The 26,332-nt window shown below is 71.7% G+C and carries 24 protein-coding genes; 5 read left to right on the plus strand and 19 right to left on the minus strand.

Annotation, left to right across the window (positions count from 1 at the left end; all coding sequences use genetic code 11):
* Positions 1 to 2 precede the first annotated feature (2 nt).
* Entirely contained in the window at positions 3 to 797 is a 795-nt protein-coding gene (locus NYZ95_RS03640) for a DNA-formamidopyrimidine glycosylase family protein (RefSeq protein ID WP_262848799.1), read from the plus strand.
* 3 nt (positions 798 to 800) lie between these two features.
* Here NYZ95_RS03640 and NYZ95_RS03645 read toward each other — a convergent pair whose 3' ends face one another.
* From NYZ95_RS03645 to NYZ95_RS03735, 19 genes are all read right to left on the minus strand, one after another.
* Positions 801 to 1,097, minus strand: a complete 297-nt coding sequence (locus tag NYZ95_RS03645) for a helix-turn-helix domain-containing protein (protein ID WP_262848801.1) — start codon at positions 1,095 to 1,097, stop codon at positions 801 to 803.
* 99 nt (positions 1,098 to 1,196) lie between these two features.
* Complete coding sequence (locus NYZ95_RS03650; RefSeq protein WP_262848802.1) at positions 1,197 to 1,694, minus strand: CinA family protein; 498 nt, start codon at positions 1,692 to 1,694, stop codon at positions 1,197 to 1,199.
* Positions 1,691 to 2,320: a CDP-diacylglycerol--glycerol-3-phosphate 3-phosphatidyltransferase gene (pgsA, locus tag NYZ95_RS03655; protein ID WP_262848803.1), complete on the minus strand. Its 630-nt coding sequence runs from the start codon at positions 2,318 to 2,320 to the stop codon at positions 1,691 to 1,693. The genes NYZ95_RS03650 and pgsA overlap by 4 nt, the downstream gene beginning before the upstream one ends.
* 79 nt (positions 2,321 to 2,399) lie before the next feature.
* Positions 2,400 to 4,001 (minus strand): helix-turn-helix domain-containing protein, encoded by a 1,602-nt coding sequence (locus NYZ95_RS03660; protein WP_262848804.1) that lies wholly within the window; start codon positions 3,999 to 4,001, stop codon positions 2,400 to 2,402.
* A 1-nt stretch (position 4,002) separates the two neighbouring features.
* A complete protein-coding gene (locus NYZ95_RS03665) occupies positions 4,003 to 6,531 on the minus strand; it encodes a DNA translocase FtsK (protein ID WP_262848805.1) in 2,529 nt (842 codons plus the stop codon).
* A gap of 124 nt (positions 6,532 to 6,655) precedes the next feature.
* Positions 6,656 to 7,912, minus strand: a complete 1,257-nt coding sequence (locus NYZ95_RS03670) for an arginine deiminase (protein ID WP_262848807.1) — start codon at positions 7,910 to 7,912, stop codon at positions 6,656 to 6,658.
* A 28-nt stretch (positions 7,913 to 7,940) separates the two neighbouring features.
* A complete protein-coding gene (locus NYZ95_RS03675) occupies positions 7,941 to 9,392 on the minus strand; it encodes a basic amino acid/polyamine antiporter (RefSeq protein WP_262848809.1) in 1,452 nt (483 codons plus the stop codon).
* Between the two features lie 69 nt (positions 9,393 to 9,461).
* Positions 9,462 to 9,782, minus strand: a complete 321-nt coding sequence (locus NYZ95_RS03680; RefSeq protein WP_262848811.1) for a hypothetical protein — start codon at positions 9,780 to 9,782, stop codon at positions 9,462 to 9,464.
* A gap of 92 nt (positions 9,783 to 9,874) precedes the next feature.
* Positions 9,875 to 10,612, minus strand: coding sequence for a sirohydrochlorin chelatase (locus tag NYZ95_RS03685; RefSeq protein ID WP_262848813.1), 738 nt, complete (start codon positions 10,610 to 10,612; stop codon positions 9,875 to 9,877).
* A complete protein-coding gene (locus NYZ95_RS03690; RefSeq protein ID WP_262848815.1) occupies positions 10,609 to 11,715 on the minus strand; it encodes a uroporphyrinogen-III synthase in 1,107 nt (368 codons plus the stop codon). The genes NYZ95_RS03685 and NYZ95_RS03690 overlap by 4 nt, the downstream gene beginning before the upstream one ends.
* 14 nt (positions 11,716 to 11,729) lie before the next feature.
* A complete protein-coding gene (gene nirD, locus NYZ95_RS03695; RefSeq protein WP_262848816.1) occupies positions 11,730 to 12,122 on the minus strand; it encodes a nitrite reductase small subunit NirD in 393 nt (130 codons plus the stop codon).
* Positions 12,119 to 14,722 carry a nitrite reductase large subunit NirB gene (gene nirB / locus NYZ95_RS03700; RefSeq protein ID WP_262848818.1) on the minus strand — a complete coding sequence of 868 codons (2,604 nt, stop codon included), beginning with the start codon at positions 14,720 to 14,722 and terminating at the stop codon, positions 12,119 to 12,121. Before nirB ends, nirD begins: the two co-directional genes overlap by 4 nt.
* A 47-nt stretch (positions 14,723 to 14,769) precedes the next feature.
* Complete coding sequence (locus tag NYZ95_RS03705; RefSeq protein ID WP_262848820.1) at positions 14,770 to 16,278, minus strand: FAD-dependent oxidoreductase; 1,509 nt, start codon at positions 16,276 to 16,278, stop codon at positions 14,770 to 14,772.
* Entirely contained in the window at positions 16,275 to 18,365 is a 2,091-nt protein-coding gene (locus NYZ95_RS03710; RefSeq protein ID WP_262848822.1) for a molybdopterin oxidoreductase family protein, read from the minus strand. Before NYZ95_RS03710 ends, NYZ95_RS03705 begins: the two co-directional genes overlap by 4 nt.
* Positions 18,362 to 19,711: an MFS transporter gene (locus NYZ95_RS03715; RefSeq protein WP_262848824.1), complete on the minus strand. Its 1,350-nt coding sequence runs from the start codon at positions 19,709 to 19,711 to the stop codon at positions 18,362 to 18,364. Before NYZ95_RS03715 ends, NYZ95_RS03710 begins: the two co-directional genes overlap by 4 nt.
* 229 nt (positions 19,712 to 19,940) lie before the next feature.
* On the minus strand, positions 19,941 to 21,632 hold the full coding sequence (locus NYZ95_RS03720) for a ribonuclease J (protein ID WP_262848826.1): 1,692 nt from the start codon (positions 21,630 to 21,632) through the stop codon (positions 19,941 to 19,943).
* Positions 21,633 to 21,635: 3 nt separating this feature from the next.
* On the minus strand, positions 21,636 to 22,553 hold the full coding sequence (dapA, locus tag NYZ95_RS03725; protein WP_262848828.1) for a 4-hydroxy-tetrahydrodipicolinate synthase: 918 nt from the start codon (positions 22,551 to 22,553) through the stop codon (positions 21,636 to 21,638).
* 180 nt (positions 22,554 to 22,733) lie between these two features.
* Positions 22,734 to 23,237 carry a dihydrofolate reductase gene (locus NYZ95_RS03730; protein WP_262848830.1) on the minus strand — a complete coding sequence of 168 codons (504 nt, stop codon included), beginning with the start codon at positions 23,235 to 23,237 and terminating at the stop codon, positions 22,734 to 22,736.
* Positions 23,234 to 24,046 carry a thymidylate synthase gene (locus tag NYZ95_RS03735; protein ID WP_262848832.1) on the minus strand — a complete coding sequence of 271 codons (813 nt, stop codon included), beginning with the start codon at positions 24,044 to 24,046 and terminating at the stop codon, positions 23,234 to 23,236. The genes NYZ95_RS03730 and NYZ95_RS03735 overlap by 4 nt, the downstream gene beginning before the upstream one ends.
* Positions 24,047 to 24,084: 38 nt before the next feature.
* On the opposite strand from NYZ95_RS03735, the gene NYZ95_RS03740 reads away from it, so the two are divergent.
* The 4 genes from NYZ95_RS03740 to NYZ95_RS03755 are packed head-to-tail and all read left to right on the plus strand — an operon-like array spanning position 24,085 to position 26,299.
* Entirely contained in the window at positions 24,085 to 24,639 is a 555-nt protein-coding gene (locus tag NYZ95_RS03740; RefSeq protein ID WP_262848834.1) for a GNAT family N-acetyltransferase, read from the plus strand.
* Positions 24,632 to 25,279 (plus strand): DUF2461 domain-containing protein, encoded by a 648-nt coding sequence (locus tag NYZ95_RS03745; RefSeq protein WP_262848836.1) that lies wholly within the window; start codon positions 24,632 to 24,634, stop codon positions 25,277 to 25,279. The genes NYZ95_RS03740 and NYZ95_RS03745 overlap by 8 nt, the downstream gene beginning before the upstream one ends.
* Positions 25,269 to 26,003: an AzlC family ABC transporter permease gene (locus NYZ95_RS03750; RefSeq protein ID WP_262848838.1), complete on the plus strand. Its 735-nt coding sequence runs from the start codon at positions 25,269 to 25,271 to the stop codon at positions 26,001 to 26,003. Before NYZ95_RS03745 ends, NYZ95_RS03750 begins: the two co-directional genes overlap by 11 nt.
* The gene (locus NYZ95_RS03755) at positions 26,000 to 26,299 is read left to right on the plus strand and encodes an AzlD domain-containing protein (RefSeq protein ID WP_262848840.1); all 300 of its coding nucleotides are present in this window, start codon (positions 26,000 to 26,002) and stop codon (positions 26,297 to 26,299) included. Before NYZ95_RS03750 ends, NYZ95_RS03755 begins: the two co-directional genes overlap by 4 nt.
* Positions 26,300 to 26,332 lie beyond the last annotated feature (33 nt).

Consider the following 26,332-nt stretch of genomic DNA (forward strand, 5'->3'; position numbering starts at 1 on the left):
CGGTGCCCGAGGGAGACGCCGTCTGGCGTACGGCACGACGCCTCGACGACGCGCTGCGGGGCAAGACCCTGGTCCGGACCGACTTCCGCACCCCCCAGCTCGCGACCTCCGACCTCGCCGGCGAGACGGTCCAGAGCGTCTCGAGCCGAGGCAAGCACCTCTTCGCCCGGATCGGCGACCTCTCGCTCCACACCCGCCTCGGCATGGACGGGTCGTGGCGGACGTACGACGCCGGCGGTCGCTGGACCCGGCCCGGTCACGAGGCGCGCGTGGTGCTGCAGACCGAGCGGGTGCAGGCCGTCGGGTTCCTGCTGCCGACCGTCGAGCTGCTGACGCTCGAGCAGGCCGAGGCGGTCCGCGCGCGGCTCGGTCCGGACCTGCTCGACCCGGACTTCGACGCCGCGGAGGCCTCACGTCGCGTGAGCGCCGATCCCGCCCGCAACCTCGGCGAGGCGCTGCTCGACCAGACCAACCTCGCCGGTGTCGGCAACATCTTCCGCAACGAGATCCTGTACGTCCGCGGCCTGCATCCGGACACCACCGTCGGCGACGACCCCGACCTGACCCGTACGCTCGCGACTGCGCGCCGCATGCTCGTCGCGAACCGCGCGTTCCCCGCCATCGTCACCACCGGCGTGGACCGGCGAGGACAACGCACCTGGGTGTACGGACGAGGCGGCGAGCCGTGCCGTCGCTGCGGCACCCGCGTCGAGCGCCGCGCGCCGATCGTCACTCAGACCCGCGGGGTCGAGGAGCGCGTCACCTACTGGTGCCCGCACTGCCAACCAGCCCCGTGAGGCTCAGCGGACGCCGACGGAGTCGGACTCCGGCGCGAGGGCGATCGAGGCGTCGATCGTCGACTGCTCCTGGATCTCCATCAGCGCGCTCACGTCACGAAGCACCTGCGACATCGGCACTTCGAGGGCGTCGCACAGGGCGGCGAGAAGCTCGGAGCTCGGCTCCTTCTGGCCGCGCTCGACCTCGGAGATGTAGCCGAGGCTGACCCGAGCGGCAGCAGAGACGTCGCGCAGCGTCAGCCCCTTAGCCATCCGGCGAGCCCGCAGGACCTCACCGATCAAACGTCGAAGCACCGTCATCTCACACCTCCGCTCTCAGACTTGGTACAACTCCTCGTCGAGCCGTGTTCTTCCCACCACTCTATGCGCTACGAGTGGCGGACCGGCAACGTGCTCAGATCAAGGGGCGTTTCGTCCCTCGTCCAGAACCTCGCCGAGCAGGCCGAGCGCCGCGTCGACGGACCCTGCGCGTACGGCTGCACGGTCGCCGTCGAGCGCCAGCCCGAGGGTCCGTACGCCGTCCTCCCAGGCCACCGCGACGTACGCGGTCCCGGCCGGCTTGCCCTCGCTCGGACCCGGGCCCGCCACGCCTGTCGTCGCCACGCCGTACGAGGCGCCGAGCCGGTCGCGGACACCCTGAGCCATCGCCTCGGCGACACCCGGGTCCACCGTGCCTCGGGCGGCGATCAAGACCTGGTCCACGCCCAGGAGCGCGCTCTTGAGATCGGCCGCGTAGGCGACGACGCCGCCCCGCACCACGTCGGAGGCGCCGGGGACGTCGACGACACGCGCACAGAGCGCTCCCCCGGTCAGCGACTCGGCGAACGCGACGGACTGCGCACGGCGACGCAGCTCGTCGACCAAGGACCGCGGGTCACCGCCCGCGAGGCCGGTCACGGACGTCCGGCGACCTGCTCGGGGACGTCCTTCGCCTTGGACGCGCGGACCATGCGCACCGCCTGCGCGATGTAGTCGAAACCGGTGATGACCGTCACCAGCACGGCAGCGCCCATCGTCAGGTAGGCGAACCACATCATCCAGTCGGGCAGCAGCGCCTCGATCGGGAAGACGTACGCCCCCAGGGCCACGGCCTGCAGCACGGTCTTGAGCTTGCCGCCGCGCGAGGCCGGCATCACGCCGTAGCGGATCACGCCGAAGCGCATGAAGGTGATGCCCCACTCGCGGACGAGGACGAGGATCGTCACCCACCACGGGAGCGCACCGATGATCGAGAGCCCGACGAACGCCATGCCGGTGAGCGCCTTGTCGGCGATCGGGTCGGCGATCTTGCCGAAGTCGGTGATGAGCCCGCGGCTGCGGGCCAGGTTGCCGTCGATGCGGTCCGTCGCCATCGCGACGACGAAGACCGCCCAGGCCGCGAGCCGCAGACCGGTGTCCTCACCGCCGTCGAGGAGGAGGAGCCACCCGAACAACGGGACGAACGCGATCCGGAGGACGGTCAGCGCGTTCGCGATGTTGTAGTTGCTCGGCGCCTGCGGGGCAGGCGTCGACGTGTCGTTCATCTCTCTCCTCGGGCCGGCTCGGGGTGGCAGGTCGTCTGGTGCCCCTGGCCTTGGACCTCGCTCCAGCCTATCGCCACCCTCAAGAATCGCCGAGCGTGGCCGACCCCTTCTCGGAGCCGTCCGCGACACGTCGCGCCTTGCCTCCGTTGACCGCCACGGTCGCGGCGTCGGCCCGTCCGACGGTGACCTTCGCGGGTCCGACGACGCTGACCCGCTTGAACTCGCCCTTCGCGAGGTCACCGGTCCAGATCGTGGCTCCCGTGCCGTCCGTGACGGTCACCTTGGTGGGCTTCTTCTCCTTGCCGCGGATGAGGAGGTGGTTGGTCGTCGGGGCTCCGAGCCCGGCCAGCGACGACGGGTCGGCGGGGGGCGGTGCCACCTCGGTGGGGACGCTCGCGGGAGCGTCGGTGTCGTCGCCGTTGCCGACCACGAGCTGCCCGATGCCCCAGATGATCGCGAGCACCAGGACGACGACGGTGAGCGCGAGCCAGCTCCGGCCACCGCGGGCGACCCGGATCGCCTGGGCCCCGGTGGCGCGCTCGGCCTCGAAGACCGCACGCGCCGGGATCGGAGCCTGGGCGTACGAGGCGTCGTAGCGCGCGATCCACGGCTCCGGGTCCGTCCCGAGCGCACGACCGAGCGAGCGGAGGTGGCCGCGTGCGTAGAAGTCGCCGCCGCAGGCCGACACGTCGTCCGCCTCCAGGGCCTCGATCACGTGAGGGCGGATGCGGGTGCGCTCGGCGAGGTCGTCGATGCTGACCCCTGCGCTCTCGCGCGCGGTACGGAGCTGGTCGCCGAGGCCAGGAACGGTCTGGACGGGTTCGGCATCCGCCGCGTCGTCCGCCTCAGGCGCGGGCTCAGGCGCGGGTGCGTCGACCACGAGGGAGCGCGGCGCGTCCTCGGCGGGCGCGTCGATGACGAGCTCCGGGCGGCCATGGCTCGCGCGCAGCGCCGTGACGACCTTGTAGCCCGGCGCGAGAGCGGAGGTCCCCGCGCTCTGCACCAGACCGAGGTCGATCCGCGCCGGCGCGCTGACCGACCGCACCGGCGGGGCGGGAGCGGGCGGGGCGGGAGCCGGCGGTACGGGAGCGGGCGGCGCGTCCTCGTCGTCACGGTCCTGCGCCGGCGCTGCCTCGGCAAGTTCAGCGGTGTCCGCGGGCGGAGGCGTGTCCGCGTCGGCGTCGCGGGGCGGCACGACCACGATCTCGTCGTCGCCCGAGAGCTGCCGCAGCGCCTCGGCGACGTCCTCGCGGCTCGCGCGCACGGCCAGTCCCAGCGGCACCACGAACGCCGTCCCGTCCGAGGCGACCACGTCGATCGCCCCGTCGCCGAGCAGTCCCCTGGGCTCCGCGAGCACGACGTGATCGACATCGGCCCAGGGGAACCCTCGCCACGCGTCGCCGTGCCGTACGCGTACGCCGAGCGAGTCCGCGACCATCAGCGGGCTCCGCGCGTCGTACCACCCCCGACCCGCCAGCAGCCCGACGCCACCGAGCACGCCCGCGATCAACCAGAGCAGCGCCGAGCCGTCGACCGCGCGCACGGCGTACGCGACCGCCAGCACGCCCGCTCCCACGGCGACGAGCGCGAGGACGCCCGCACTGCGGCGTACCTCGAGCACCTCCCCCGACCCCGTCCCCGCGGGGTCGAGCGTCCGTCCCTGCTCCAGCCGATCTGTCATGTCACTCTCCCCGCAGCGTCTCCAGGACCTCGTCCAGGTCGTCCGGCTTGATCAGCACGTCGCGCGCCTTCGAGCCCTCGCTGGGACCGACGACGCCGCGTGACTCGAGGATGTCCATCAGGCGGCCCGCCTTGGCGAAGCCCACGCGGAGCTTGCGCTGCAGCATGGACGTCGACCCGAACTGGGTGTTGACCACGAGCTCGACCGCCTGCAGCACCAGCTCCAGGTCGTCGCCGATGTCGTCGTCGAGCTCGCGCTTGCTCGCCTGGGGCGCGGTGACGTCCTCGCGGTAGACCGGCTGCAGCTGGTCCTTGCAGTGCTGGACGACGTCGTGGATCTCCTTCTCGGTGATCCACGCGCCCTGCATGCGCAGCGGCTTGTTCGCGCCCATCGGCAAGAAGAGCCCGTCACCGCCGCCGACGAGCTTCTCAGCGCCCGGCTGGTCGAGGATGACCCGGCTGTCGGCCAGCGACGAGGTCGCAAAGGCGAGCCGGCTGGGCACGTTCGCCTTGATCAGGCCCGTGACCACGTCGACCGACGGACGCTGGGTCGCCAGCACGAGGTGGATGCCGGCGGCGCGCGCCAGCTGGGTGATGCGGACGATCGAGTCCTCGACGTCGCGCGGGGCCACCATCATGAGGTCGGCGAGCTCGTCGACGACGACGAGCAGATACGGGTACGGAGCGAGGACACGCTCGCTGCCCGGCGGCACCTTGACCGATCCCTCGCGCACCGCCTTGTTGAAGTCGTCGATGTGCCGGAACCCGAAGTTGGCCAGGTCGTCGTAGCGCAGGTCCATCTCGCGCACGACCCACTGCAGCGCCTCGGCCGCCTTCTTGGGGTTGGTGATGATCTGCGTGATGAGGTGCGGGATGCCCTCGTACGCGGTGAGCTCGACGCGCTTGGGGTCGACGAGGATCATCCGCACCTCGTCCGGCGTCGCCCGCATGAGCACCGAGGAGATCATCGAGTTGATGAAGCTCGACTTGCCGGACCCCGTGGCGCCGGCGACGAGGAGGTGCGGCATCTTCGCCATGTTGGCGACGACGAAGCCGCCCTCGACGTCCTTGCCGAGACCCACGACCATCGGGTGGTGGTCGCTGCGTGCCCGGTTGGAGCGGAGCACGTCGCCGAGGGAGACGGTCTCCTTGTCGGTGTTCGGGATCTCGATGCCGATCGCGGACTTGCCCGGGATCGGCGAGAGGATCCGGACCTCGTTCGACGCGACGGCGTAGGAGATGTTCTTCGCGAGCGCGGTGATCTTCTCGACCTTCACGCCCTGGCCGAGCTCGATCTCGTACCGGGTGACCGTCGGTCCACGCGTGTAGCCGGTGACCTCGGCGTCGACGCCGAACTCCTCCAGCACCGTCGTCAAGCGCGCGACGACCGAGTCCGAAGCCGCTGTGCGGGCCTTGTGCGGGGTGCCCTCGCGGAGCATGTCGTTGGCGGGCAGCGTGTAGACGATGTCACCGGAGAGGGCGAGCTGCTCGGCGCGCGCCGGCAGCGGCGTCATCGGCGGGAGCTCGACAGGCTCGTCGTCGGCTGGCGGTGCCGCCTCGGCGACGTCGACGCCGACCGTGTCGTCCTCCGGCGTGGGGGCCTTCTTGAGCTTGCCCTTGCGGGCGCCGGTGTCGACGGTGGGTTCCTCGTCGGCCCCCACGACCAGCGGGTTGTCGTACGGCACGTCGCTTCCGGTGCCGCCGCGGGGCGTGCGCTTGCGGGCGGGCTCGGCCGGGGCGGGATCGGACTCGAAGTGGCGGCGTCCGAGCACCATGTCGCGGGCGCTGCGCAGCCGGTCGGGGATGCGGTAGACGGGGGTGCCGGTGATGACGAGCAGCCCGAAGAACGCCAGCAGGGCCAGGAGCGGGACGGTCACGTACGGGGTGCGGAGGAGGTCGTCGAGCAGCTTGGAGACGCCGAAGCCGATCGCACCTCCCGCGTCACGGATCCCCTCGCCGCCGGCCTCGGACGGCTTCGGGATGCCGTTGGCGATCGAGACGATCCCCAACGTGCCGCCCGCCAGCGCCGCCCACCCGATGACCTGGCGGCCGAGCGGGCCGTTGGCCTCGGGGTTGCGCATCGTGCGCGCACCGACGACGAACAGCGCCAGCGGAACCGTCCACGCGAGCAGCCCGACGCTGTTGGACACCGCCTCGGCGACGGCGTGGGTCACCGGGCTGTCGACCTGGAACCAGACCGCGCCGACGACGACCACACCCAGGCCGATGAGCGCAAGGCCGATCCCGTCGCGGCGGTGCTCGGGATCGAGGTCGCGAGCTGCCGACCCGACGCTGCGGACGAGGGCCCCGATCAGGCGGGCGAGCCCCATCCAGAGGGCCCCGATCGCGCGGCCGATCGCGCTGAGGACACGGACGAACGGGCCAGGGCCTGTCCTCGGCGGCGGGACGGGCGGCTGACGCTTGGTCGAGCCACGGCCGCGCTGCTGCGGACGACGGTCCTGGCCACCGGACGACCGCGAGGGCTTCTTCTTCGACGACCCTTGCGGTGGGGAAGACGTACGGCTCGCCATGGTGGCGAGCCTAGAGGCGAGACACGCCGTTCCTCGGTATCCCACGCCGCCCGCGCGTTGGTGCGTGGGTGGTCACCGCGCCCGCCCCGGTGACCACGGAGGAACCAACGCGGCGGCGGACGGCTCAGAAGTCGACGGGATCGCGCACGATCGGGCACGTCATGCAGTGCCCGCCCCCTCGTCCGCGTCCCAGCTCGGCACCGACGATCGTGATGACCTCGACGCCCGCCTTGCGCAGCAGCGCGTTCGTCTCCGTGTTGCGGTCGTACGTGAAGACGACGCCGGGCTCGAGGGCGACCGCGTTGTTGCCGGAGTCCCACTGCTGGCGCTCCGACGCGTACACGTCTCCCCCGGTCTCGATCACCCGCAGCTCGTCGAGACCGAGCGACTGCGCGACCACCTCGACGAACCGGCCCGCCCCCTCGTCGACGACGTCGACGCCGGGCGCGGCGTCGCTCGGGTAGAGCGAGAACGTGTGGACGGCGTCGACGATCCGCGGGTAGAGCGTCACGATGTCGCGGTCGGCGAACGTGAACACGGTGTCGAGGTGCATCGCCGCGCGGAGCTTCGGCATGCCGGCGACGACGACCCGCTCTGCGGCGCCCTGGTCGAAGAGCGCCTGCGCCACCTGGGTGATCGCCTGCCGCGACGTGCGCTCGCTCATGCCCATGAGCACCACCCCGTTGCCCACGGGCATGATGTCGCCGCCCTCGAACGTCGCCTGTCCCCAGTCGAGCTCAGGGTCGCCCCACCACACCGTCGCGCCCACGTAGTCGGGATGGAACGTGTAGATCGCCTTCATCAGCAGCGTCTCGTCGTGGCGCGCCGGCCAGTAGAGCGGATTCATGGTCAGCCCGCCGTACAGCCAGCACGTCGTGTCGCGGGTGTAGAGCGTGTTGGGCAGCGGCGGCATGAGGTACTCGCGCGAGTCCGGGGACTCCCGTGCCATGGCGAGGTACGGCGAACGGTAGTCCTCGGGCAGGTCCTGGGTCGCCAGGCCGCCGATGAGCAGCTCGGCGAGCCGGGAGGGTTCGAGGCTCTCCAGGTACGCACGCGTGCCGTCGATCAGCCCGATCCCGACCTCGTTCGGCACGATCTTGCGGTCGAGCAGCCAGTCGCGCGCCTCACGACGCGCGACCGTCTGTGCGAGCAGGTCGTGCAGCTCCACGACCTCGACACCGCGGCTCGTGAGCTTGTCGACGAAGTCGGCGTGGTCGCGCTGCGCGTTCTCCACCCACATCACGTCGTCGAACAGCAGGTCGTCGGCGTTGGTCGGCGTAAGGCGCCGGTGCGCGAGTCCCGGGCGGCAGACGAGCACCTTGCGGAGCCGCCCGACCTCGGAGTGGACTCCGTACGAGGCAGCGGGTCCCGTGTCGGTCATGACGAGGCCTTTCTCGGTGCTGGCAGGGTCAGAGGGCAATGCGTCCGGTCCACAGGCTGATGACGCCCGCGAGCGCGCCGACAAGGATCAGCACGAACAGGGCGATCTCGGTCGGCGTGAAGAGCTGCCGCCGGTTCTCCGTCCGCGCCTTGACGTACAGGACGGTGGCAGGCGCCAGGATGAGCGTCGACAGCACGAGGAACTCCAGGCCGGCGGCGTCGAACAGGAAGAGCGTGTACACCGTGGCGACGCCCGCGACGATCGTCTCGCGACGCCGGGTCTGCCTCGCGACCCCCTCGTACGCCTCGCCGGTGAGGCCGAGCTTGAGCGCGTACGCGGCGGCGAGGAAGTACGGCAGCAGGGCGAGGCTCGTGCTCAGGTCCAGCATGAAGTTCAGCGCGTCCTCGATGACGAGGGTGAGCGCGAGCAGGGCCTGGACGCCGAGTGACGTCACGACCAGCGAGGTGATCGGGGTGCCGTTCCTGTCCTCCTGGCCGAGGAACTTCGGGAAGTCGTCGTTGCGGGCGGGGATGAACATCACCTCGGCGGCCATCAGCGTCCACGCCAGGTAGGCGCCCAGGACCGAGACGATGACGGCGACGCTGATGAAGACCTCGCCCCAGTCCCCGACGACCGACTGGAACACCCCGACCATCGACGGCTGCCGGGTGTCGGCGAGCTCCGGCTGCGGCATCACCGAGTAGCTCGACAAGGTCACGAGCGCGAACAGCGACAGCACGCTGAGGAACCCCAGCACGGTGGCGCGTCCGACGTCCGAGCGCTTCTTGGCGTACCGGGAGTAGACGCTCGCTCCCTCGATCCCGATGAACACGAACGTCGTGATGATCATCGTGTTGCGGACCTGCTCGTCGAGGTTGCCGAGGTCGCCGTAGCCGTACGCCGTCCAGTTGTCGGCGAACACGCCCGCGTCGAAGTTCACGAACAGCACGATGATGAAGACGACGATCGGGAGGATCTTGAAGACGGTGACGATCCGGTTGATGATCGCGGCGTCGCGCACCCCGCGGGCGATGAGGTAGTGGAAGAACCAGACACCGGCCGTGCCGAGCGCCACTGCGAGGACGGTGTCGCCGTCGCCGAACCCGTCGAAGAACGCCCCGAGGGTGGCGGTGATGAAGACCCAGTAGAACGTGTTGCCCGCGACCGCGCTCGCCCAGAACCCGATCGCCGAGTTGAAGCCCGCGTAGTCGCCGAAGCCCGCCTTGGCGTAGATGAAGACCCCGGAGTCGAGCTCGGGCTTGCGGATCGCGAGGTTCTGGAAGACGAAGGCCAGCATGAGCATGCCTGTACCGGCGATCGCCCACGCGATCAGCGAGCCGAGGATGCCGGTCGCGACGCCGAACCGCGCCGGCAGCGAGAACACACCCGCACCGACCATGCCGCCGACGACCATCGCGGTGAGCGTCGGCAGGCTCAGCTTGCCCGCAGTCGAGGGCGTCGCCGTCTCCGTCGCGCTCATCGGTCCCCCTGGTCGTGCCGTCAGGGCGAGGCTAGGTGTCCCGCCGCCGCGCCGCACTGCGGAGGTCGGTCACCGCAGATCGCGACGCAACCGCCAGGAGCGTACGGCGGCGAAGCCCGTGATGACGGCTGCGGACAGGAGTGCGACGTTCGCGACGCCTTCGGTGACCTCTGCACCCCACGAGCCCGCGGGCAGGTAGCGGGCGAAGTCCTCCGCCATCACGGCGGTCGCCGCCCCGACCAGCACGGCGACGAACGCGACACGCCAGGTCACCTCGGCGAGCTGCTTGCGGAACCTCCTCCGCACGAAATCCAGCAGCGCCGCTGCCGCGATGGCCGAGATGAACTCCCGCAGGAACGACATGAGCCCGTCGATCACCGTGGGGTCCACCAGCCTTCATTGCGGTTGCGCAGCGGCACATCCTGACACCGCGCGATCGCCGAGCGCCAGCGCCCGTCCACGGATCCGGCAGGCGTGCGACCTCAGTGCGGTCCTTTGGTGCCACCTGCTGACACCAAAGGACCGCACTGTGGGTCTTGGCGCATGGTGTCGAGGAACCGGCGTACGACGAGGCCCGTCAGACGGGCGTCGGGCTCGCCACCGTCGAGCAGCGGGGCGCTGACGAGGTCGGCACCGACGTTGTCGAGGCGGTCGCGGAACCATCCGGGGGCCAGCAAGTACGACGCGACGGCCACCCGCGCGTACGGAGTGCGCCGCCGCTGCTCCGCCACGACCGACGCCACCGTGTCGCGTCCAGCGCCGACGTGCCCGAGCGCGACGGGGCGACCCAGCGCCGACTCCAGCAGTGCGGCCGCCCGCTCGGTGTCACGCCTCGCTCGCGGATCGGACGAGCCCGCCGCGGCCAGCACCACCCGATCCGCGGCACGCAGCCCCGCCTGACGCAGCCGCTTGGCGGTCAGCCCCGCGAGCACGGGGTCCGGTCCGAGGGCGGGCGCCGCAACGGCCTCGCGACGCGTCGACACGGCGTCCGCGATGTCGACGTGGACGTGATAGCCGGACGACAGCAGCAACGGCACCACGACGGTCGGCCCGCTGACGCCCTCCACCACCTCGGCGACCTGCGGGTGCTGCACGTCCACATACGTCGGCGCGACCGCGAGTCCGGGCAGAGCGCCCGAGACCGAGTCGACCAGCCGTGCGATCGCCGCCTGCCCGGCAGGGTCACGGGTGCCGTGGCTGCACGCCACGAGCCTCGTCATGCGGGCGCCCCGTGGCGCAGGTTGAGCCGGTACCCACGCTTCACCACCGTCTCCACCACCGGTCGTCCCCCGAACGCGTCACGCAGCCTGGCGACCGCGACCTCCGCCGTGTGCGGATCGGTCGAGCACCCCGGCAGCACCTTGAGCAGAGCCTCACGCGACACGACGGCGCCCGGGACCGCGGCGAGCGCGCGCAGGACGGCCAGCCCGCTCGGCGAGACGCCCACGACCTCGTGGTCGAGGGTCGCCGTCCTCGCCCGCAGCCGCAGCGCACCTGCCGCTGTCGGAGTCGCCTCGTGGTCGTCACCGAGGTGCATGATGAGCGTCCGTACGAGCGAGCCGAGACGACCCCGGTCCGGGACGACAGGATCGAGACCCGCCGTGCGCAGCGGCTCGGCGGTCACCGGGCCGACAGCGGCCGACGTCAACGCCCCCGTCCGGTCGAGCGTGAGGATCTCCTCGAGCACACCTGCCTCGCGCGCGGCGGTGATCCACGCGGCCGCGCCCGGAGCGGAGGTGAAGACCACGGCGTCGTACGCTCCCGCGGCTGCGTCGCGTACGGACGCGGCGACCGCCTCGGGATCCGGCGGAGGACCCCACCGGTAGACCACGAGCCCGACCGGGTCACCGCCCGCCGCGCGAAGCCGCCGCTCCAACCCGTCGTCGCCTGCTCCGTGGTGCTGGACGACGATGCGCTGACCCCGGATGCCTTCGGTGCACAGGAAGTCGGCGATCTCCGCCGACGTCTCGGACTCCGCGACCCAGTCCGGGACCAGCCCCGCCGCCTGGAGCGCGCCGCGCGCCTTGGGTCCGCGCGCGACCAGCCGCGTACGCGCCAAGGCGTCGACCAGCGCCTCGCCGAGCCCTGCGGCCTCGGCGGTGTCGAGCCACGAGCGGAACCCGATGCCGGTCGTCACCACGACGACGTCGGCAGACTCCGCGACGAGCTCACGAGTCCGGTCGAGCAGCGTGTCCTCGTCGATGTGGGACTCGACGCCCAGCGCCGACGCGACCGACACCACCGCACCACGACGACTCAGCGCCATCGCCAGGTCGTCCGCGCGCCGTTGAGCGGTGACGAGGACGGAGGTCCCGGTGAGCACCGGACCGAGCGGGGTCACAGGCCGGCCGAGGGCTCGACGAGAGGAGTCGCGGCGACCTCGACGACGCCGTCGAGCACGCGTGTCGCCCAGACGCCGACCGACACCCCCGGTTCGTCGATCGCGCACCCGTCGTCGAAGCGGAACCGCTGCTTGTGCATCGGTGAGACGACCACCGGGACGTCACCGACGGTGCCGACCAGTCCGCGGGCCATCACGTTGGCTCCGCTGTACGGGTCACGGTGGCCGATCGCGCGTACGGTCGTGGGGGCGTCACCGGCGAGCCGGAACAGCGCGACCTGCCGCCCGTCGACGAGCGCCGCCGCACCGCGGTCCGGGAACAACGCGTCGACCGCACAGACGCGTACCCACGTCGCGGTCACGGGCGTGGTGAGAGATGCAGCGCTCACGTGCGGACCTCCAGCGTCGTCCCGGCGATCAGCGTCGCCCGCTCCTGCGGACTGGCGGGTCGGCGTTGACCGCGCTCGGCGACGTAGACGAGGTCCGGGTCGGGGGTGTCGGGACTGTTGACGAAGCTCGCGAACTTGCTCAGCTTCGCAGGATCGGCGAGCGCCGCTGCCCACTCGTCCTCGTACGCCTCGACGTGCCGCGCCATCGCGGCGTCGAGATCGGCGGCGATCCCGAGGCTGTCGTCGAGCACCACCGATCGTACGTGATCGAGGCCACCCTCGACCGACTCGAGCCAAGGCGCTGTGCGCTGCAGCCGGTCGGCGGTGCGGATGTAGTACATGAGGAACCGGTCGATCGTACGGACCAGCGCGTCCGTCGTGAGGTCCTCCGCGAACAGCTGCGCGTGCCGCGGGGTGAAGCCGCCGTTGCCACCGACGTAGACGTTCCAGCCCTTCTCGGTCGCGATCACCCCGACGTCCTTGCCCCGCGCCTCAGCGCACTCCCGCGCACACCCCGAGACGCCGAGCTTGATCTTGTGAGGCGAACGCAGCCCGCGGTAGCGCAGCTCCAACGCGACCGCGAGCCCGACGGAGTCCTGCACGCCGAAGCGGCACCAGGTCGAGCCGACGCACGACTTCACCGTGCGCAGCGACTTGCCGTACGCGTGGCCGGACTCGAACCCGGCGTCCACGAGCCGCCGCCAGATCGCCGGGAGCTGCTCGATCCGCGCCCCGAACAGGTCGATCCGCTGCCCGCCCGTGATCTTCGTGTACAACCCGAAGTCTGCGGCGACCTGCCCGATCGCGATCAGACCCTCGGGCGTCACCTCTCCCCCCGGGATGCGCGGGACGACCGAGTAGGTGCCGTCCTTCTGCATGTTCGCCATCACGTGGTCGTTGGTGTCCTGCAGCGCGGCGGCCTCGCCGTCGAGCACGTGCCCGGCCCCGAGCGACGCGAGGATCGACGCCACGACAGGCCGGCAGATGTCGCAGCCGCGCCCGGTGCCGTGGGCGGCGACGAGCTCGGAGAACGTCCGGATCCCCGTGACGCGGACGACGTCGAACAGCTGCGCGCGGCTCATCGCGAAGTGCTCGCAGAGCGCGTTCGACGTCTCGATCCCGGCTGCCGTCAGCTCCTCGTCGAGCAGCTTCTTGACCAGCGGGAGGCAGGAGCCACAGCTCGTCCCGGCCCTCGTGCATGCCTTGAGGGCACCGAGGTCGTGGCAGGGCTCGGCGCCAGACCCGTCGTCTCCGCGCACCGCCCCACGGATCGCCCCCGCGGTCACGTTGTTGCACGAGCACACGGCCGCCGTGTCCGGCAGCGATCCGCCCGACACCGGCGTCCCGCCGTCCGGGACCAGCCACGCCGTCGGATCCGCGCCGAGCGCACTGCCGACCATCGGTCGTAGGGACGCGTACGCCTCCGCGTCCCCGACGAGGATGCCACCGAGCAGCGTCGTGGCGTCATCGGACATCACGAGCTTCTTGTAGACGCCGCCGACCGGGTCGGCGTACACGACCTCGAGGCTCCCGTCCGTCCCGGCGAAGGCGTCGCCGAAGCTCGCGACGTCGACGCCGAGCAGCTTGAGCTTGGTCGACAGGTCGCCGCCGGTGAACGTCGCGTCGCCGCCGACGAGCCGGTCCGCGACGACCTCGGCCATCGTGTAGCCGGGACCGACGAGGCCCCAGGTACGGCCTGCGACGTGCGCGACCTCGCCGATCGCGAAGATCGCCGGGTCGTCCGTCCGGCAGGCGTCGTCGCACACCACTCCCCCGCGCTCGCCGATCGACAGCCCGGCGTCGCGCGCCAGCTCGTCGCGCGGCCGCACGCCGGTGGCGAACACGACGACGTCGGCGTCGATGCTTCCGCCACCGTTCGCGAACTCCATCGCGCGGACCGTTCCCCCACGTCCGGCGCGGACGCGCGACGTCGCCGTCCCCGTACGCACCTCGACGCCGAGCTGCTCGATGATCCGCCGCAGGGTCCGACCACCCGCCTCGTCGACCTGCATCGGCATCAGCCACGGCGCGAACTCGACGACGGTGGACTCCGCGCCGAGCGCCTGGAGCGCGCCGGCCGCTTCGAGACCGAGCAGGCCCCCGCCGACGACCGCACCACGCACGGGCCGGTCGAGCCGGCCGGCGAGCTCGTTCACGTACGCCCGGAGCTCCGCGACGTCGTCCACCGTCCGGTACACGAAGCACCCAGGCGTGTCCTTGCCCTCGATCGGCGGGACCATCGCGTACGACCCGGTGGCGAGCACGAGGGCGTCGTAGGGGTAGGTACGTCCCCGTGCGGTGACGGTGCGGCGCTCGCGGTCGATCTGCGTCACGCGGACGCCGCGGTGCAGCCGCACCCCTTCGGACGACCACAGCGCCGGGTCGCCGAGGACGAGATCGTCGGGGTCCCGGTCGGAGAAGAACGACGTCAGCGCCACCCGGTCGTACGGAGGGCGGGACTCCTCCCCGAAGACGTCGACGGTCCAGGTCTCGGTCGCGTCGCGCTCGACGAGCGCCTCGACCAGCCGGTGCGCGACCATGCCGGCGCCGACGACGACGAGACGTGCCCGGCCGTCTGCTGCCCTGACCTCCGTGTCCATGTCCGAGACCGTAGGAACGAGGTGTTTCGGGTCCTGGTCCATTCCGGTTACGCCCCCTTCACAACTGGCTCACGAGTGGCGGAGCGGGACTGTGAGGCGTCGGCATCGGCGTCCGAGACCTGCAGCCAGTCCGCGATCCCCCGCACGAGCGACGTGCAGCCGCCGCACCCGGTGGTAGCGCGGGTGGTGGTCGCGAGCGCGTCGACGGAGCACGCGCCGCCGTCCCACGCCGCGACCAGGTCGCGCTTGGTGACACCGTTGCAGCGGCACACCGTCGTTCCGCCCGGCATCGTCGTGGGTGATCCCGCAGCGGTGTCCCCCTGACCGGCGCTCGGCGCGAGGAGCTGCAGAGGGTCGAGCGGCACCACGGACGGCCGGCCGAGCTGGACGCTCAACGACGACGCGAGCTCCGGCGCCCCCAGGCATGTCATCCCGACCAGCGCGTCGCCGTCGACGACCACCTCGACGTAGCGGCGCGCGTACGGGTCGCTCATGGTCAGCACACGCGCACCGCCGGCCGTCGATGCCTTGCGCCCCGCCGCGACGAGGCTGACGCCGGCCGCCTTGAGGCGCATGGCGGCGCCGTCGAGGACGACCGCAACCGGGTCGGCAGCCTCCCCGTCGACCAGGCGCCGGGCGAGCGCGCGTGCCTGCTCCCAGCCGGGCGCGACGAGGCCCGCGACGCCGGACGGGGTCTGCGCGCAGTCGCCGATCGCGTGGATCGCAGGATCGCGGGTCGTCGCGAGGTCGTCGCCGACGACCACGCCGTGAGCGACCTCGAGGCCGGCCGCGGTGGCGAGCGCGGTCTCCGGGACCGCTCCGCAGGCGAGCACGACCAGGTCGGCGGCGAGCGTACGACCGTCGTCGAGGACCACTCCCCTGACGTGCCGGTCGTCGTGCGTCAGGGCAGCGAGGGCGGCGTCGCCGTGGAACGCGATGCCGAGGTCGGAGACCGCCTCGGCCAGCAACCGCCCGGGCTCGGGGTCGAGGTCGCGGTCGAGCAGGTGGCCCGCGAACGACACGACGTCGACGTCGACGCCTCGCAGCCGCAGACCGCACGCCGCCTCGACACCCAGCGGCCCGCCGCCGACGACGACAGCGCGGCGGGAGTTGAGCGCGGCCGCGCTGATCCCTCGGGCGTCGTCGACGGAGCGCAGCACGAACACGCCCCCGGGCAGCGGCTCGTCCGGCCCCGCGTCCAGCCCCGGCACGCGGAGCACCCGCCCCCGGGCCCCGGTCGCCAGCACCAGGTGGTCGTACGGCACGGGCTCGTCGTCGACGCACACCGCGCGGGCCTCGCGGTCGATCCGCTCGACGCGCGCGCCGAGTCGCACGGTCGCCCCTGCCGGTCGAGCCAGCGCGAGGCTCGCGAGCTCTGCACGCCCGGCGACGAGCTCGGTGAGCAGGATCCGGTTGTACGGCTCGTACTCCTCCTCACCGAGCACCAGCACCTCGAACCTCCCGGCGCGGTCGGCGCGAGCGACCTCCTCGGCAAACCGGATGCCGACCATCCCGGCGCCGACGACGACCACCCGGATCGAGCCCTCCCCGTTCACCGGGCGACCTCCACCGTCACCGCGCACACCTTGAACTCAGGCATCCCCGAGATCGGGTCCGTGGCCGCGTTCGTCACGCTGTTGACCCGCGCGAGCCCGGCGAAGTGGAACGGCGCGAAGACGGTGTCCGGCCGGATGTCCGCGCTGATCCGAGCCTGCGCGACCATCGAGCCGCGACTCGACGACACCCGGACGTCCTCGACGCCCTCGATCCCGAGTCGAGCGGCCAGCTGCGGGTGGAGCTCGACGTACGCCGCGGGCGCCGCGTCGTGGAGCCGCGCGACGCGGCGGGTCTGAGCTCCGGACTGGTAGTGCGGGAGCACCCGGCCGGTGACCAGGTAGACCGGTGCGTCGCGACGGAGGTCGTCGTCCGGACCGACCGGCGTGACCGCCACCATCCGCGCCCTCCCGTCCGGCGTCGCGAACGCGTCGGCGAACAGCCGCGGCGTCCCCGGGTGGTCCTCGGCGGGGCACGGCCAGTACAGCTCCTCGCCCGCGTCGAGCCGGTCGTACGAGATCCCTGCGTAGTCGGCCCGTCCCCCGGCCGAGGCGCGTCGCAGCTCGTCGAAGACGGTCCGCGGGTCGGTCGGCAACGCGACCGGCGACCCGAGCCGCTCCCCCAGGCCCGCGAGGATCTCGAGCTCGCTGCGCACCCCCGGCGGCGGTGCGAGCGCGGCCCGTCGGCGCAGCACACGCCCTTCGAGGCTCGTCATCGTCCCCTCCTCCTCGGCCCACTGCGTCGTCGGCAGGACGAAGTCGGCGAGCAGCGCGGTCTCCGACGGAAAGAAGTCGCACACCACCAGCAGGTCGAGCCCTCGCAGCCGCTCGGTGACCACGCCCGCGTCGGGCGCGCTGACGACCAGGTTCGCGCCGTGGACGAACAGCGCCTTGGGCCCGTCGTCCGCCCCGAGCCGCCTCAGCAGCTCGACGGCCGGAACGCCCTTGCCCGGCAGGGAGTCCGGGTCGACGCCCCACACCCGCGCCACGTGCTCGCGTGCCGCGGGGTCGTCGATCATCCGGTAACCCGGTAGCTGGTCGGCCTTCTGCCCGTGCTCTCGCCCTCCTTGGCCGTTGCCCTGTCCGGTGACGCAGCCGTACCCGCTGCCGGCACCGCCCGGCAGGCCCAGGCAGAGCGCGAGGTTGATCGCCGCCGTCACCGTGTCCGTACCGTCGACGTGCTGCTCGGCACCGCGTCCCGTCAGCACGTACGCGCCCGCGCCGCCGTGGCACGGGGCGGCTGCCGCGAGCCGGCGTGCGACGCGACGCAGGGTCCCCTCGTCGATGCCGGTCACCGACGCGACGCGCTCCGGCCACCAGGCGGCGACGCTGCGCCGGACGTCGTCGAGACCGTGGGTGCGCTCCTCCAGGTAAGCGGTGTCAGCCAGCCCTTCGGCGAGCACCACGTGGGTGAGGCCGAGCAGCAGCACGAGGTCGGTGCCGGGGACGAGGGCGAGGTGCTCGCCCGCACCGTCGTCGGCCAGGCGCGCGGTGGCGCTGCGGCGCGGGTCGACGACGACCAGCCCGCCGTGCTCTCGGACGCCACCCAGGTGCTGCACCGCAGGGGGCATGGTGTCGGCGAGGTTGCTGCCGAGCAGCAGGACCGCCTCAGCTCCGGCGAGGTCGGTCAGCGGGAACGGCAGTCCGCGGTCGACCCCGAACGCCCGGTTGCCCGCCGCGGCAGCCGACGCCATGCAGAAGCGGCCGTTGTAGTCGATGAAGCGGGTCCGCAGCACCGTACGCGCGAACTTGCCGAGGGCGTACGCCTTCTCGTTGGTCAGCCCGCCGCCACCGAACACCGCGACCGCGTCGCGGCCGTGGGCCGTCTGGAGCGCGGTCACCCGCGACGCGATCTCGTCGAGGGCCGCGTCCCACGTGACCTCCTCGTACCGGCCGTCCGTGGTGCGCCGCAGCGGTGCGGTGATCCGGTCCGGCGCCCTCAGCAGGTCGGCGCTGGTCCAGCCCTTCTGGCATATCCCTCCCCGGTTGGTCGGGAAGTCCCGAGGCGAGGCCGCCAGGACTCCGTCCACCCCGGCCGCCAGCCGCATGGCGCACTGGAGAGCGCAGTACGGGCAGTGCGTGTCCGTCATACGCGCGCCTTCGCCATCGTCGCCCCGGGGCGGAGGTAGACGAACCACGTGACGGCCAGCATCGTCGCGTACACGCCGACGTAGACGAACATGGCAGGCTCGATCGAACCCGTCGCCTCCGACGCCCACGCGTAGATCCGCGGGACGAAGAAGCCGCCGAACGCGCCGACCGCCGAGATGATGCCGATCGCGGCCGCCGCCTCGCGCTTGGCTCGCAGCATGCCCTCCGCGCCGTCGGCCGCCGTGGCGCGGAAGATCGCCGGGATCATCCGGTACGTCGAGCCGTTGCTGATGCCGGTCGCGACGAACAGCAGCAGGAACGAGGCCAGGAAGAAGAGGAACGACCCGGCGCGCAGCGCGAACACCGCGCAGAGCACCCCGACTCCCATCACGACGAAGCTGGCCGCGGTGACGACAGCGCCTCCGACCCGGTCGGACAGCCTGCCCCCGTACGGCCGGGCGAGCGAGCCGACGAGCGCCCCGAGGAACGCCCAGCTCGCCGGGTTCACCTCCGCGAACTCCATCTTGATCAGCATCGGGAACGCGGCGGCGTACCCCATGAACGAGCCGAACGTGCCGACGTACAGGAACGACATGACCCACGTGTGCGGGCGCTTGGCTGCGGCGGCCGAGGTGGAGAAGTCGGCCCGGGCGGTGCTCAGGTTGTCCATCGCCTTCCAGGCGAGGAACGCCGCGACCAGGATGAGCGGCACCCACATCAGCCCCGCCCGCCAGAGCACGAGCCCGCCACCGGCCGTCACGACCGCGGTGACGACGAACGGCGCCTGGACGACCGCGACCCCGATGTTGCCACCGGCGGCGTTGAGGCCGAGCGCCCAGCCCTTCTCCTTCTCGGGGAAGAAGTACGAGATGTTCGTCATCGACGACGCGAAGTTGCCGCCGCCGAATCCCGCGGTCGCCGCGACCAGGAGCAGTGCCCAGAACGGCGTGTCGGGCCGCTGCACGACGACCGCGAGCCCGATGGTCGGGATCAGCAGCAGGAGCGCCGAGACGATGGTGAAGTTGCGCCCGCCGAACAGACCGACGGCGAACGTGTACGGCAGACGCAGCGTCGCACCCACCAGGCTCGGGACGGCGACGAGCCAGAGCAGCTGCGAGTCGGTGAGCGCGAACCCGGCCGCGTTCAGGTTCACCGCGACGATGCTCCAGAGCATCCAGACCGAGAACCCGAGGTGCTCGGCGAGGATCGAGACGACCAGGTTGCGCCGCGCGACTTGACGGCCGCTGGACTCCCAGAACGCCGAGTCCTCAGGCTCCCAGTGGTCGATCCAGCGCCCCGTACGACGTCGTACCGGGCCATCCGTCGGAGTGATCGTGGTCGCCATGACGGGCTCCTGGAGGAGAGGGGTCCGGCCGGATGCCGGTCACCGTGCCCAGGAGGCTACGAACGCGGTGTTTCCCGTCGGCTGCCCTGCGGATGGCGCGTCCGTAACCGTTCGCGCACACCCCCGTACGCCCCGCTGTGAGGCCGCCCACGAGCGCAACGCTCCCGCAACGTCATACGTTCCGTGGCCCAGGGGCCACGGAACGTATGACGTCAGCGAGCGGAGCGGATCAGGCTTCGAGGACGATCGGCACGATCATCGGGCGGCGGCGGTGCGCACCCGAGACCCAGCGACCGACGGTACGACGGATCACCTGCTGGAGCTGGTGGGCGTCGTACGCGCCGTCGGCAACGGCGTTGGCCAGCGCCTGCTCGATCTGCGGGACGATGGCCTGGAACACCGAGTCGTCCTCGGCGAAACCGCGGGCCTGGATCTCCGGACCGCTCACGAGCTTGCCCGTCGACGAGTCGATCACGACGATGACCGAGATGAAGCCCTCCTCGCCGAGGATCCGGCGGTCCTTGAGCTCCGACTCGGTGATGTCACCGACTGACGAGCCGTCGACGTAGACGTACCCGCAGTCCACCTTGCCGGTGACCTTCGCGCGCCCGTCGACGAGGTCGACCACGAAGCCGTCCTCCGCGATCACGACACGGTCGGCCTCGACGCCCGTCGCGCGTGCCAGCGCCGCGTTGGCGTGGAGGTGGCGCATCTCCCCGTGCACGGGCATGACGTTGCTCGGCTTGACGATGTTGTAGCAGTAGAGCAGCTCGCCCGCGGACGCGTGGCCGGACACGTGGACGAGCGCGTTGCCCTTGTGGACCACCCGAGCACCGAGGCGGATCAGACCGTCGATCACCCGGTAGACGGCGTTCTCGTTGCCGGGGATCAGCGAGCTCGCGAGCACGACGGTGTCGCCGGGCTCGATGCGGACCGAGTCGTGCGAGTTGGCCGCGATGCGCGACAGCGCCGCCATCGGCTCACCCTGGGACCCGGTGGAGACGAGCACGAGCTCCTCGGGGCGGTAGTCCGAGATCTTCCGGCCGTCGACGATGACGCCGTCGGGAACGTGGAGGTAGCCGAGGTCGCGGGCGATCTGCATGTTGCGGATCATCGAGCGCCCGATGTAGGCGACCTTGCGCCCGTGCTTCACGGCGGCGTCGAGGATCTGCTGGACGCGGTGCACGTGCGAGGCGAAGCAGGCGGTGATGATCCGCTGCTGGCTCTGCGCGAAGACCCGGTCGAGCACCGGCGAGATGTCGCGCTCGGTGGTGGTGAAGCCAGGAACGTCGGCGTTGGTCGAGTCGGTGAGGAACAGGTCCACACCCTCCTCGCCGAGCCGTGCGAACGCGCGCAGGTCGGTGATGCGGCCGTCGAGCGGGAGCTGGTCCATCTTGAAGTCGCCGGTGTGGATCACGAGGCCGGCTGCGGTGCGGATCGCGACGGCGAGCGCGTCGGGGATCGAGTGGTTGACCGCCACGAACTCGAGGTCGAACGGCTCCATCGACAGCGTCTCGTCCTCGGCGACGACGTACTTCGGCGCGTCCTTGAGGCGGTGCTCGCGGAGCTTGGAGTCGACCAGCGCCAGCGTGAGCTTGGAGCCGACCAGCGGGATGTTGCCGCGCTCGCGGAGGAGGTACGGGACTCCGCCGATGTGGTCCTCGTGCCCGTGGGTGAGGACGATCGCCACGATGTCGTCGAGGCGGTCCCGGATCGGCGCGAAGTCGGGGAGGATCAGGTCGACACCCGGCTGGTGGTCCTCGGGGAAGAGCACGCCGCAGTCGACGACGAGCAGCTTGCCCGCGTGCTCGAACACGGTCATGTTGCGCCCGATCTCGCCGAGTCCACCGAGCGCGATCACACGCAGGCCGTCGGTAGGGAGCTCCGGCGGGGCGCCGAGCTCGGGGTGAGGATGGCTCATCAATCAGTCCTTCAGCAGGGTGGCGTCACGGAGCACCTGGGCCAGCGCCGTCACCTGCTCGTCGGTCGCGTCCACGTACGGGGAACGCGTCGTGCGGTTCTCGATCACGCCCATCAGCTGCAGGGCGGCCTTCGTCATGATCGCGCCCTGCGAGGTCGGGGGCATGATCGCGGCGACGACGTCCAGGAGCTCGTCGTTGATCGTACGGGCATCGTGCAGCCGGCCGTCGTCGACCGCCCGCACCATCGACGCGTACTTCGCCGCGGCGACGTGGCTGACGACCGACACGAGGCCGGCCGCTCCGTACGCGAGCCACGCGAGGTTGAGCGGGTCGTCACCGGAGTACCAGGCGAGCCCGGTCTCGCGCATGAGACGGGCCCCGGAGCCGAGGTCGCCGACGGCGTCCTTCACCGCCACGATCGCCTCGTGCTTGGCCACCTCGGCGTACGTCTCGGGCGCGATGCGCACGACCGCGCGGCCCGGGATGTCGTACAGCATCACCGGGACGCCGTCGCCGGCGTCGGCGACGGTCATGAAGTGGCGGACGAGCCCGGCCTGCGGGGGCTTGTTGTAGTAGGGCGAGACGAGCAGCATCCCGTGGGCGCCGAGCGAGGCGGCCTGACGGGCGAGCCGCGCCGAGGCCTGGGTGTCGTTGTTGCCGACGCCCGCGACCACCGAGGCGCGGTCACCGACGGCCTCGAGGACCGCAGCGAGCAGCTGGCCGTCCTCGTCAGGGTTGGTGGTGGGCGACTCACCGGTCGTGCCGCTGACCACGATGCCGTCCGACCCCTCGTCGACGAGGTACGACGCCAGCTTCTTGGTGGCGTCGAGGTCGAGGGCGCCGTCCGGGGTGAACGGCGTCACCATGGCGGTCAGCACCCGGCCGAAAGGGGCCGCGGGTGTGGCGAGCGGAGAGGTCATACCTCCCACGCTACCGCTTGCACAGCGTGGGTCGTGGGACCGGTAGCGCCGCCCGGGGCAGGACATGGAATGTCCCGATGCTGTCCGCTCGGGGGCCCGGACAGCACCGGGACACTCACAACATCGCCGGAGCCCCAGGCAGCGTTACACCCGATGGCGTACGACCTGGTGTGACCTGCCTCACACCCGCTCGTACGTGGCGATCCTGTAGCCCTCGTACGGGGTGGAGGCGACCTCGCGCCACTGCGACCAGTCGATCTCCGGGAACCACGCGTCCCCCTCGGGGGCCGCGTCGACCAGCGTCAGCACCATCCGGTCGGCCTGGTCGAGCGTCTGCTCGTAGATCTGGGCGCCGCCGATCACGAACACCTCGCCGTCGAGCTGGGCGGCCAGGTCGAGCGCCCCGTCGACGTCGTTGCTGACGACCACCTCGGCCGGCCCCTGCCATCCCGTGCGCCGGGTGACGACGATCGAGGTGCGGTCGGGCAACGGCCTGCCGATCGACTCGTACGTCTTGCGGCCCATCACCAGCACGTGACCGGTCGTGAGCTCCTTGAACTGCTTGAGGTCGCCGGTCGGCGGCCACGGGAGGTCGCCGTCACGGCCGATGACGCCGTTGGTCCCCACGGCAGCCACCAGGGTGATGCGGGCATGGCGCCGCAGGTCCTCGTCCGGTGAGGTCATACGGCGATCGGGGCCTTGATCGCCGGGTGGGGGTCGTAGCCCGCGATCTTGACCGAGTCCAGTGTGAAGCCGTCGATCGAGCGGACGCCGGGATCGAGCTCGAGCTGCGGCAGCGGCCGGGGCTCGCGTGTCAGCTGCTCGCGCGCCTGGTCGAGGTGGTTGACGTACAGGTGGGCGTCGCCGAGCGTGTGGACGAAGTCGCCGACCTCCAGGCCCGCGACCTGGGCGACCATGTGGGTCAGCAGCGCGTACGAGGCGATGTTGAACGGCACGCCGAGGAACACGTCGCCCGAGCGCTGGTAGAGCTGGCACGACAGGCGACCGGGCCCTCCGTCCTCCCCCGGTGCGACGTAGAACTGGAACATCGTGTGGCACGGCGCGAGCGCCATGTCGGGCAGGTCGGCGACGTTCCAGGCGCTCACGAGGTGGCGCCGCGAGTCGGGGTCGCGGACCAGCGCGTCGATCACGCCCTGGAGCTGGTCGACGTGACGCCCGTCCGGAGTCGGCCACGACCGCCACTGGTAGCCGTAGATCGGGCCGAGCTCGCCGTCGGCGTCCGCCCACTCGTCCCAGATCGAGACGCCGTTCTCCTTGAGGAACGCGGTGTTGGTGCTGCCGGCGATGAACCACAGAAGCTCCGCGACCACGGACTTCACGTGGACCTTCTTGGTGGTGACCAGCGGGAAGCCCTCGCGCAGGTCGAACCTCATCTGGTGGCCGAACACGCTGAGCGTGCCCGTGCCCGTACGGTCGCCCTTGCGGACGCCGTCGTCGAGGATCCGTTGGACGAGGTCGAGGTAGGCGCGCACGTGCTCACGCTACGACACCTACCTGACACAATCGAGCAGTGACTACTGCCGACACCAGCGTCCGGGTCGCCTGGAGAAACGATGCCGCCGCGATCGCGTCGCTGCAGGCGACGGCGTGGCGGGAGCGGTACGGCCCGGTGCTCCCGCCCGAGATCGTCGCGCAGATCGTCCCGGCCGTGTTCGAGGAGAAGTGGGCGGTCTCGCTCGACAAGCCCGGCGACGCGCGCAACCGCGTCCTCGTGGCCCTCGAGCACAGCACCGTCCGCGGGTTCGCCGTCACGGGTCCGTCGAGCGACGACGACGCCGACCCGGTCGCCGACGGCGAGGTGAGCGAGCTCACGGTCTCCCCCGCCCACCTCGGCGCCGGCCACGGGTCGCGGCTCCTGCAGGCGTGCGCCGACACGTTGCGTGCCGACCGGTTCGTCCGCGCGACCATGTGGCTCGACGCGTCCGACGACGCGATGCGCCGGTTCGTCACGGGGACGGGGTGGGCTCCCGACGGTGCGCACCGCGAGGTCGACCCTGTCGGCGACGGCGTGGTCCGGCTCAAGCAGGTCCGGCTGCACACGCTCCTGGTCAGCGACGATGCCTGAGGCCGACGACCACGGTCCGGTCGGCTTCAGCGTCGCGGCGGCCGACTTCTACGAAGACCTCGAGAACCAGAACGACCGCGCCTTCTGGACGGCCCACAAGGACGACTACGACGCCCTGGTCCGCCGTCCGATGCTCGCCCTGACCGCCGCGCTGGCCGACGAGTTCGGGACGGCCAAGGTCTTCCGCCCGTACCGCGACGTGCGCTTCAGCAAGGACAAGACCCCGTACAAGACCCACCAGGGCGCGTTCGTCGCGACGGCTCCGGCGACCGGCTACTACGTCCAGATCGACGCCTCGGGGCTGCGCGTCGGCGCCGGGTGGTACGACGCGAACGCCGAGCGCAAGCACCGCTTCCGTACGGCGGTGGACGACTCCCGCAAGGGCGCGGAGCTCCAGCGGCTCCTCAAGAAGCTCACGTCGCACGGCTTCGAGCTCGGCGGCGACCGCGTCAAGACCCAGCCGCGCGGGTGGCCGCCGGACCACCCCCGGATCGACCTCCTGCGGCACAACACGCTGACGCTCATGCGCTGGTACGGCACCCCCGACTGGATGAGCACCCCCGGCCTGGCCGCGCGCGTCGCCGACGACTGGCGCACCCTCACCCCGCTCCTCGACTGGCACGCACGGCATGTCGGCTGAGGCGCCCGCGCCCAGCGACCGCAGCGTCGTCGTCGACTCGCTCGGCGTCGGCCTCGCCACGGGCGCGTACGGGGTCAGCTTCGGGGCGATCGGCACGGCGTCCGGCCTGTCGATCCTCCAGACCTGCGTGCTGTCGCTGCTGATGTTCAGCGGGGCGTCGCAGTTCGCGTTCGCCGGCGTCGTCGCCTCTGGCGGCAACCCGTTCACCGGCGCTGTCACCGCCGCGCTGCTCGGCAGCCGCAACAGCTTCTACGGTCTAGGGCTGGCGCCGCGGCTGCGGGTGCACGGGTGGCGTCGCCTCCTCGCGGCGCAGCTCGTGATCGACGAGTCCACTGCGATGGGGGTGGCGCGCGAGACCGACCGTCACGCCAGGATCGGCTTCTACGTCACCGGCGCGTCGATCTTCGTCCTGTGGAACGCGATGACCTTCGTGGGCGCGCTCGCCGGCAACGCCATGGGCGACCCCCGGACGTACGGGCTCGACGCCGCGGTCGGCGCCGCCTTCCTCGCCCTGCTCTGGCCCCGGCTGACCGCGTGGCCGCAGCGCGTCGTCGCGGTCGTCGGCGCCCTGGTGGCGATCGGTGTGGTGCCGCTGACGCCGGCAGGAGCGCCGATCATCATCGGGGGCGCGGTGGCCGTGGCGCTCGGGCTCTGGGTGACCCGCCGCAGCAGCGAGGACGAGCTGACCGCGTCCCTCGAGCACCCGGAGAGGGGCGAGCCGTGATCTGGTGGGCCGTCATCGCGGCATCGCTCGCGTGCTACGGGCTGAAGCTCGCCGGGCTCTCCGTCCCCGACCACGTCCTCGAGCACCCGCTGACGATCCGGGTCGCGGCGCTGATCCCGGTAGGGCTGCTCGGTGCACTGATCGCCGTCCAGGTCTTCGCGGACGGCCAGTCGCTGGTCGTGGACGCGCGCCTGGTCGGCGTCGGGGTCGCGGTGCTGCTCCTGCTCGTACGGGCGCCGTTCCTCGTCGTCGTCGGCGCAGCCGCCCTCGCCGCCGCCCTCGTCCGCCTCCTCTGAGCCCGCCCGTCGCCTCGGATGCGGGCCTGAGGT

This window comes from Mumia quercus (assembly GCF_025506335.1).
GTDB lineage: Bacteria > Actinomycetota > Actinomycetes > Propionibacteriales > Nocardioidaceae > Mumia > Mumia quercus.

Coding starts and splice junctions, on each gene's coding strand:
- NYZ95_RS03720 (WP_262848826.1), bottom strand. CDS start 21,632: ATGAGCCATCCTCACCCCGAGCTCGGCGCCCCGCCGGAGCTCCCTACC.
- NYZ95_RS03660 (WP_262848804.1), bottom strand. CDS start 4,001: ATGACAGATCGGCTGGAGCAGGGACGGACGCTCGACCCCGCGGGGACG.
- NYZ95_RS03685 (WP_262848813.1), bottom strand. CDS start 10,612: ATGACGAGGCTCGTGGCGTGCAGCCACGGCACCCGTGACCCTGCCGGG.
- NYZ95_RS03710 (WP_262848822.1), bottom strand. CDS start 18,365: ATGACGGACACGCACTGCCCGTACTGCGCTCTCCAGTGCGCCATGCGG.
- NYZ95_RS03670 (WP_262848807.1), bottom strand. CDS start 7,912: ATGACCGACACGGGACCCGCTGCCTCGTACGGAGTCCACTCCGAGGTC.
- NYZ95_RS03730 (WP_262848830.1), bottom strand. CDS start 23,237: ATGACCTCACCGGACGAGGACCTGCGGCGCCATGCCCGCATCACCCTG.
- pgsA (WP_262848803.1), bottom strand. CDS start 2,320: ATGAACGACACGTCGACGCCTGCCCCGCAGGCGCCGAGCAACTACAAC.
- NYZ95_RS03665 (WP_262848805.1), bottom strand. CDS start 6,531: ATGGCGAGCCGTACGTCTTCCCCACCGCAAGGGTCGTCGAAGAAGAAG.
- NYZ95_RS03745 (WP_262848836.1), top strand. CDS start 24,632: ATGCCTGAGGCCGACGACCACGGTCCGGTCGGCTTCAGCGTCGCGGCG.
- dapA (WP_262848828.1), bottom strand. CDS start 22,553: ATGACCTCTCCGCTCGCCACACCCGCGGCCCCTTTCGGCCGGGTGCTG.
- NYZ95_RS03645 (WP_262848801.1), bottom strand. CDS start 1,097: ATGACGGTGCTTCGACGTTTGATCGGTGAGGTCCTGCGGGCTCGCCGG.
- nirB (WP_262848818.1), bottom strand. CDS start 14,722: ATGGACACGGAGGTCAGGGCAGCAGACGGCCGGGCACGTCTCGTCGTC.
- NYZ95_RS03715 (WP_262848824.1), bottom strand. CDS start 19,711: ATGGCGACCACGATCACTCCGACGGATGGCCCGGTACGACGTCGTACG.
- NYZ95_RS03750 (WP_262848838.1), top strand. CDS start 25,269: ATGTCGGCTGAGGCGCCCGCGCCCAGCGACCGCAGCGTCGTCGTCGAC.
- NYZ95_RS03675 (WP_262848809.1), bottom strand. CDS start 9,392: ATGAGCGCGACGGAGACGGCGACGCCCTCGACTGCGGGCAAGCTGAGC.